This window comes from Mesorhizobium waitakense, assembly GCF_056431085.1.
On record NZ_JBWKME010000137.1, the window covers coordinates 2,880 to 9,332 of the forward strand.

6 protein-coding genes and 3 pseudogenes are annotated in these 6,453 nt (G+C 58.0%); 5 read left to right on the forward strand and 4 right to left on the reverse strand.

What is annotated here, in order from left to right; all coding sequences use genetic code 11:
- On the forward strand, positions 1 to 198 hold a 198-nt coding region (locus AC07FD_RS27440; protein WP_478352393.1), incomplete at its 5' end, for a hypothetical protein.
- Positions 199 to 233: 35 nt separating this feature from the next.
- On the opposite strand, the gene AC07FD_RS27445 is transcribed toward AC07FD_RS27440, so the two are convergent.
- Complete coding sequence (locus AC07FD_RS27445; protein WP_478352394.1) at positions 234 to 1,172, reverse strand: nucleotidyl transferase AbiEii/AbiGii toxin family protein; 939 nt, start codon at positions 1,170 to 1,172, stop codon at positions 234 to 236.
- A gap of 5 nt (positions 1,173 to 1,177) precedes the next feature.
- Entirely contained in the window at positions 1,178 to 1,756 is a 579-nt protein-coding gene (locus AC07FD_RS27450; protein ID WP_478352395.1) for a hypothetical protein, read from the reverse strand.
- Positions 1,757 to 1,978: 222 nt separating this feature from the next.
- On the opposite strand from AC07FD_RS27450, the pseudogene AC07FD_RS27455 reads away from it, so the two are divergent.
- A pseudogene (locus AC07FD_RS27455) lies at positions 1,979 to 2,479 on the forward strand (transposase); the annotation flags it as partial.
- On the opposite strand, the gene AC07FD_RS27460 reads toward AC07FD_RS27455, so the two are convergent.
- Complete coding sequence (locus AC07FD_RS27460) at positions 2,383 to 3,363, reverse strand: AfsR/SARP family transcriptional regulator (protein WP_478352396.1); 981 nt, start codon at positions 3,361 to 3,363, stop codon at positions 2,383 to 2,385. The pseudogene AC07FD_RS27455 and the gene AC07FD_RS27460 sit on opposite strands and share 97 nt — an antisense overlap.
- 873 nt (positions 3,364 to 4,236) lie before the next feature.
- Between AC07FD_RS27460 and AC07FD_RS27465 the strand changes: the two are divergent.
- The 3 genes and pseudogenes from AC07FD_RS27465 to AC07FD_RS27475 all read left to right on the forward strand — a co-directional run.
- Positions 4,237 to 4,536: pseudogene (locus AC07FD_RS27465) on the forward strand (hypothetical protein); the annotation flags it as partial.
- Positions 4,537 to 4,597: 61 nt separating this feature from the next.
- Positions 4,598 to 5,107, forward strand: a complete 510-nt coding sequence (locus tag AC07FD_RS27470; protein WP_478352398.1) for an MATE family efflux transporter — start codon at positions 4,598 to 4,600, stop codon at positions 5,105 to 5,107.
- Positions 5,108 to 5,294: 187 nt separating this feature from the next.
- Positions 5,295 to 5,975, forward strand: coding sequence for a 4'-phosphopantetheinyl transferase family protein (locus AC07FD_RS27475; protein ID WP_478352397.1), 681 nt, complete (start codon positions 5,295 to 5,297; stop codon positions 5,973 to 5,975).
- A 274-nt stretch (positions 5,976 to 6,249) separates the two neighbouring features.
- Here the strand turns inward: AC07FD_RS27475 and AC07FD_RS27480 are convergent.
- Positions 6,250 to 6,408, reverse strand: a pseudogene (locus tag AC07FD_RS27480) (ATP-binding protein); the annotation flags it as partial.
- Positions 6,409 to 6,453 lie beyond the last annotated feature (45 nt).

Sequence of the window (6,453 nt, forward strand, 5' to 3'; positions counted from 1 at the left end):
CAGCGTCATTCAGCACCACTCCGAGCCGAATTCCGCATCAATTCCCTCTCGGCGCCATCTATACGCGGTTCTCAACCGCCATCGACACGCGTGTCTTTTATGTTCGACGAAAACGGTGCGTTGAGGAAAAACGTTGGCGAAACAGGTGATACTGTGACCGATCTTGTGCCGATCACTGTTGGCGCTCGGCCTCGTTAGTCAAAAACCAGATCTGCGCAGTGACCCTCAACGGATCACAATCGATCGAGATACGCGTCCAGCTGAGCAAGGATTGCGTCGAGTGAAGGCCGGTCCCTGTAGTAGAGGGCGCGGGTGCGCTCATAGGCGTCGGTGTAGATCCGTCGTGTCGCGGGGTCGCTGAGGCGAAAGGCCTCGTTCCGCCGCAGGTCCGGCTCATCCCCGCCACGGAACCGATCGGCCTTGTGTGCGCGGTATTCCGGGGTGCCGATAAAGGCCCTGACGCCCTCGTCCTCCAAAAGACAGGAGACGTCGTAGTAGTGACGCATGAAGTTGACAGGCATCTCTCCGGAAGCCTGCTGCTGCCAGAATTTGGTGGAAAGGGTCTGAAGCTTTTCGACGAAAGTGTAGCCGGGCTCATAGCAAGGAACATCGACGGCGCGGTTGTCGATCAGGTCTGCCGATGCGGACGCACGATCATAGGCCCAGGAGGAGATCAGCCGGGCCTGATTGGGCGCGACTCGATCGAATCCAGGCTCCAGCAGAATGCCGGCCTTGAGGCCAGTAGGCAGGAGATTGAGTTCGGGATAGATCAGACGGATTCCAGCGCCTCGCATCCGACCGGTGGGGTCGTCAAAGGCCGGATCACGCTCTGCGCGGAGAAAGCCGGGCAAGCTCAATTGCGGAACCAAGCCGTCAAAGAACACCCGCCGCTGTTCGATGTGGGCCGCTTTATCGTGGTTTTTACCGGTTGGCAGATCGCCCTGCGGGTGGATGAGGATGTCGATGTCTTCGGAGAAGCGGTGGATCAGGTGGTATCCCTTGGAGAGAGAGGTGCCACCCTTGAGCTCGAAACGAAAACCGAGCTGCTGCAGGCCCCACAGGGCATGCATGATCCAGTAGTCTTTCTCAACCAGGCCGGAATCGATCTTCATGTCCGCGGCGACGACCGTGATCAGATCGCTGAAGTCCTTTAGATCGTGTAGCAACCGCATGCGGATCAGGCCGCTTCCAGCGCTTGGCTCACCAGCCGCTCGGCGCGAACCGAACCGAAATCCCGCGCTGCCTTGGCCAGATGAGCGGGGTTCATGTCGCGGGCGCGCTCGAGGGCGCGAGGCAACACCTCGGCCTTGTTCTCGGCAAGACGATCAAGGTTCTGGAGAAGGTCGACCAGCAACACTTCCTGGGTGAGTTTCGCAGGCACCGAGGGCTTCTTTCGGAAGTCGTAGAAACGACCGCCGAGCCGAAAGCGTCCATGACGCTTGAGGTTATAGACCACCGGTTCGTTGTAGAGCTGGGTCGTGCCCACCCCCAGGCTATTATAGGCGCTGGGGGAGACCATCAGAAAGCGATGGTCGTTGAGGAACGTCTCGACCAGTTTCTCCACCGCAGCTGGAGCCTTGCCGAAACGCGTACTGCGCGGAGCCATGTACAGTCCGCCTGACACCTTCTCGAGCCGACCTTCCTCGACAAGCTGGCGTAGGTGGCGATCGACAGCCGTCGACCACTTCTCGAGATCCTTGCGCCGATAGACCTGTCCAGGCCGCAACCGCTTCTTCAGTTCGTTCAATGCGGACATCGCCTAATCCTTCGTCCTTGACTTAGGGCACTGTGCTCAATGTTGCAAGGATTTTCGTTTAAAATTCATGCACGGCAGGCTTATGGTCCATGTCGATGAAATGAACCTCCCTTGCTTGAACGCGCTTTGCCTGGATGGATTTCCCGCTGAGCTTGCGCTGACACGAATGTATCGCCGAGGGCCTCGAGAGCTTGCTATGCGTCTGCCTTCGTGCGCGCCGGGCTCCATCTGGCTCTGGATGCCGATAGCGGCAAGATCATCGCCCGCGCGATGACCGAATGGGACACAGGCGATGCCTCGCAGGTGGCCCCGTCGCTCGACCAAATCAGTCGCTCGGTCGGACAGTTCACCGCCGACGGCGCCTATGATGGAAAGCCGACCTACGACGCTGTCATCAACCACAGCGCCGACGCTGTGATCGTTATTCCGCCGCGTGCTAACGCGGTCGAGCGCGCCGACACCGAACCTCCCGGCCAAAGGGATCTGCATATCACAGCAATCGGCAGAGACGGTCGAATGAAATGGCAGGCCACCACCGGCTATGGTAAGCGCGCGCTGGTCGAGATCGCCATCGGGCGATACAAGGCCCTCATCGGGCGGCGCCTGCGGGCCCGGTCGTTTCATGCTCAGCAGACGGAAATCGCCATCGGCTGCACAGTCCTCAACCGCATGCTCGAATGCACACGCCCGAAATCCGTCCGCCGTAATGGAGCCACCGCGTAGACAGCTCCATCAAAGACTGGCATCCGTTCAAGTCCCGATCCACGCACCAACGCCCCGGAAATGCCAAAAGCTGCAATAGTCAAATGGCGTCTGTGCGGCCTGACACGGACACCGGCGACAACGCCGGCGGACTTGCTGGCGGCTGTCAGAGGGCCGTCGTGGAGAGGCCGTGGCAAGTCAGCCTCGACAGCATCGGAACCAAGGCAGCGATTCAGCCCCTGCCTTCGCATATGTTCCCAACGATTGAATTGAAGAACGGCCTCTGCACTTTTCCCCAAGGCATGAAGGCTTCGCAGTGCGCAGCGATGCGCCACCTCGTGTGTGGCATCTATGGCGATTATCGCCTGTGCCGTTTTTAGCGCGGCGCTAGGCTCGCCATCTGCTTCGTCGAGTGCGAGCATGGTTTCGAGAGCCGAGACTGCCAGATCAAACAATCTTTGCCTTTCGGCCTGTAGCCAATCTGCAAACGGTGCCGATCGGATCATCAATCCCGCGGCGAAGTCACCTTTGTATATTTGCGGGATACCGCGGATACGCGCAGCTTCGCCCGAAACGGCGATGTCTTCCAGTTCCCAGCTGTCAACGGCAATCGTATCGTGCCGCAGAACCAATGCCCCTTGATCGGTTTCAAACGGATCAGGGCAGCCATCTTCTCTCAGAACCTTGCGCAACGCGGCAAGTTCCTGGCGCAGGCTGGCACGTGCCTGTTCTTCGCCGCTCAAAGGCCACAAGCTGGCGGACAGATGCTCTCGCGAACAGCCGCCCGGCCCACATTGTGCCAATGACGCAAAAAGTGCCCAGGATTTTCGGGTACCAAGGCGCAGCAGCCTTCCTTGTTTGCCGATGAGAAGGCATCTGCCGAGCAGTGTCAGTCGCAAATCCAAGCATGCCTCCTGAAGCCGAGCGCATACAGGCGTGTAGCAGGCAGCATCCTATCTGATTGTCAGCTTCGGCGCTCGTCAAGTTATTTTAACAATTGAATAGCACGATTTTTGCCGCTCTGAGCACAATCAATAGTACATCTTAAATATTAGAAAGATTGCGCATAATCGACAAGCCAAACTCGAAGACGGTCGACCTTCGCGCGGCAGACAGGCCATCGTCAACGACGCTCAAACGCTTGTGATGGCGGCGAAACACATAGTCGCACCGACGCGTCAAGCCGTGTGGGTCTGGCGTCCGCGGAATGCAGCGCTTCGCGCGGACCATACGACGCAGACATCGATGCGTCAGGAACCGAATCGAGCTCCCCTGGAGCAACGGCCAGACCCGAGGGGCTGATTTGATCGCCTTAAAACCCTCAAGAGGCCATGTTCGGCCGAGCCGGCGCTGAACTCGAGGGCCAGGATGCTGCCGGTCCATGTCCTCGATCACCACGCAAAGTGAGGAAGTCCCCACCGGTGCGTAATGGAGCGGGTCATAGGTTTCTGCCGTCGCCGCGTCGCGGTTCTTCGACCCTGTCCGCGCATAGCGCCGAACGCGTCGTAGCTGGCCACGCTTTTCTGGTGGTGCGAAGCGCGTGATCGGTGTCCAAAACCTGACAGCGTCAGAAAACATGTCAGGTTCATTACAATCCGCCATCTTGGGCACTGTGGGGGTTTTTCAACGTGTATCATGCGCTTCCCACGCGCTGAGCGCGCTGGCACGGTCTTTGCTAATTGAGATGCAGCAACATTGGGTGAGTGGCCTGCCTCGTCTCTAAGAGGGAAACAAGCTCGCGCATAGAGTCGCGCAACCTTTGGCAATAGCCCGTCACCATGATCGCAGCCGGAAAACTCCAGCCTCCGGCGCTCCAAACTTCGGTCCCAGAGCAAAGAAACCTCGGACTCTCCATTGAACTGGAGCAAAGATGGGTCTCAGGTCACGGGGCATCGTTTCCGGACAGAATCGCGATTGCGCACGGCGCGGCGGAACTCACATATGGTAAGCTGGGAGGGATGTCGGCGAGCATCGCGAGCACTCTGCGAGAGCGCTGCGCGGTGGGAACGGTCGTGAGCTATTATGGTGAACGAAATCCCAATTGGGCCGCTACAGTAATCGCAATTCTGAAGGGCGGCTCAACAAACCTGCCGCTCGATCCATCTTTACCGGCCTCACGCACTTCATTCATGGTCAATTATAGGCTTCTGCATAGGCTCCCAGGCAGTTCTCGGTTTCGGTTGGGGAGCACAGGATTTCGCCCGGGTAGAGAAGGCCGCGAAGTTCATGCTTTCCATAACCGTCGCATTTTCAGTCAGCTTTTCCGCCGTGGTCCTGATTTTTGCTCGGCCAATGGTTTCGCTTTTCAGCGATAACGAGGATGTAATCGATATCGCCGTCTCTGCCTGTATTGTTTTTCATCTTTTTTTCGGCCTCTTTGGAGTTCAGTACGTTGCGATCACCCTGCTTCAGTCATTGGGGAGAGGACGCCTCAGTGCCGTCGTTAGCCTTGCCAGGCAAGGCTATCTTTTCATACCCGCCATACTGCTGTTTCCAGTCATTTGGGGCTTTGACGGACTGTTGGCGAGCCAGGCAGTTGCTGAGTTGGCGGCGGGGCTGATCGCTCTATTTGTAATTCGCGGGCAGATCGGCGTTCTTAAAGGAATGCCCTCGCTGAGTAAGAGAATCGGGTCGACACTAAAAAGCTGACGTGAAGCGCGTTCTTTTCGGTTCTCCCCCAGATGGTGGTTGAAGAGCCAGATCCAATACAAGACCCATCCGTGCCGGCACACGAATGGTCAATCCGCCGCAACGGCGAGGACAAAGGACGGGGCTTGGCCGCAGTGCGACCTGCATAAGCCCCCCAGCAACGGATCGCGGTCGAGAGCGAGGACATTTGGATACGCTGCTCCCCCCAAACGTTGCTGTGCAAACCTGTCGAGCAAGAGATCTCGGCAGTGCCCTGGTGATGGCCGAAGAAGAGAGTGCAATCGCCACCGCCGCCGAGAGTAGAAGGCGTGAATTCTCGATCGGGCGCGCCTGTGCCAGAGCGGCATTGTCCAAGCTCGGCTTTCCTCCCTGCGCGATCCCAAGTGGACCTGACCGTGAGCCGCTTTGGCCACCTGGTGTGGTTGGCAGCATAACGCATTGTGCTGGATTCTATGCCGCCGCCGTTGCTCAGCATGGGGATTACGCTGCGCTTGGAATCGATGCAGAAGTCGACGAGGAGTTGCCCTCTGGTGTATTGGAGCTTATTTCGGTTGACGAGGAACGGTATTGGCTGGCCAACGCACCCGGGCGCCTCAATTGGGACCGGTTGCTCTTCAGTGCTAAGGAAAGCATCTTTAAGGCATGGTTCCCGCTCACACGTGAATGGCTGGGCTTCGAGGACGCCGTGGTCACCATAATCCCCGACGATGGCAAATTTAGTGCTCGTCTCCCCCACACATTCCTGCCGGCCAAAGATCATGCGTGGGAGCTTCGCGGCCGGTTCATCATCGCCAATGGACTGATCCTCACTGCAGTCTTCGTTACGGGGCCACGATCAAAAAGGGGCATCGTCTTCGGCCGCGCTTGATCCGGCCGCGTTCGTCGAGTTCCGAAAATCAAGTGGAATTTGTGGGAGCGTCTGGATGCCACAGCGCAGTCTTTGCCTCATTTGATCTGCTCCCGGTGTTGATTTTCACTGAGAACTGACCCGGCTGCGTATTCCGATGAAGCCGGCCACCGATTCCGATTTGAAGCCGGCCAGTCATTCCGATTTCATTCCGGCCGGCGTTCCGATTTGAAGGCGGCCATTTCTCGGACTGATCCTGAGTCTAGTTAATGTTTGGATCGGGTTTTGTTTGAGGTCAAGCTTCGGTGTTTTCGGGTGCGATTGGCGGGCGCTGTTTTCGCATGCTTTCACCGTTGAGATCGATGCGATAGGCGTTGTGAACGAGGCGGTCCAAGATGGCATCGGCAAGCGTCGGATTACCAAACATTACAGGGTGCCGCCATTCTCGACGGGGTGGTATCTCATTTAACCGTCACGGATCCGCGCCACGGCCTTGCGG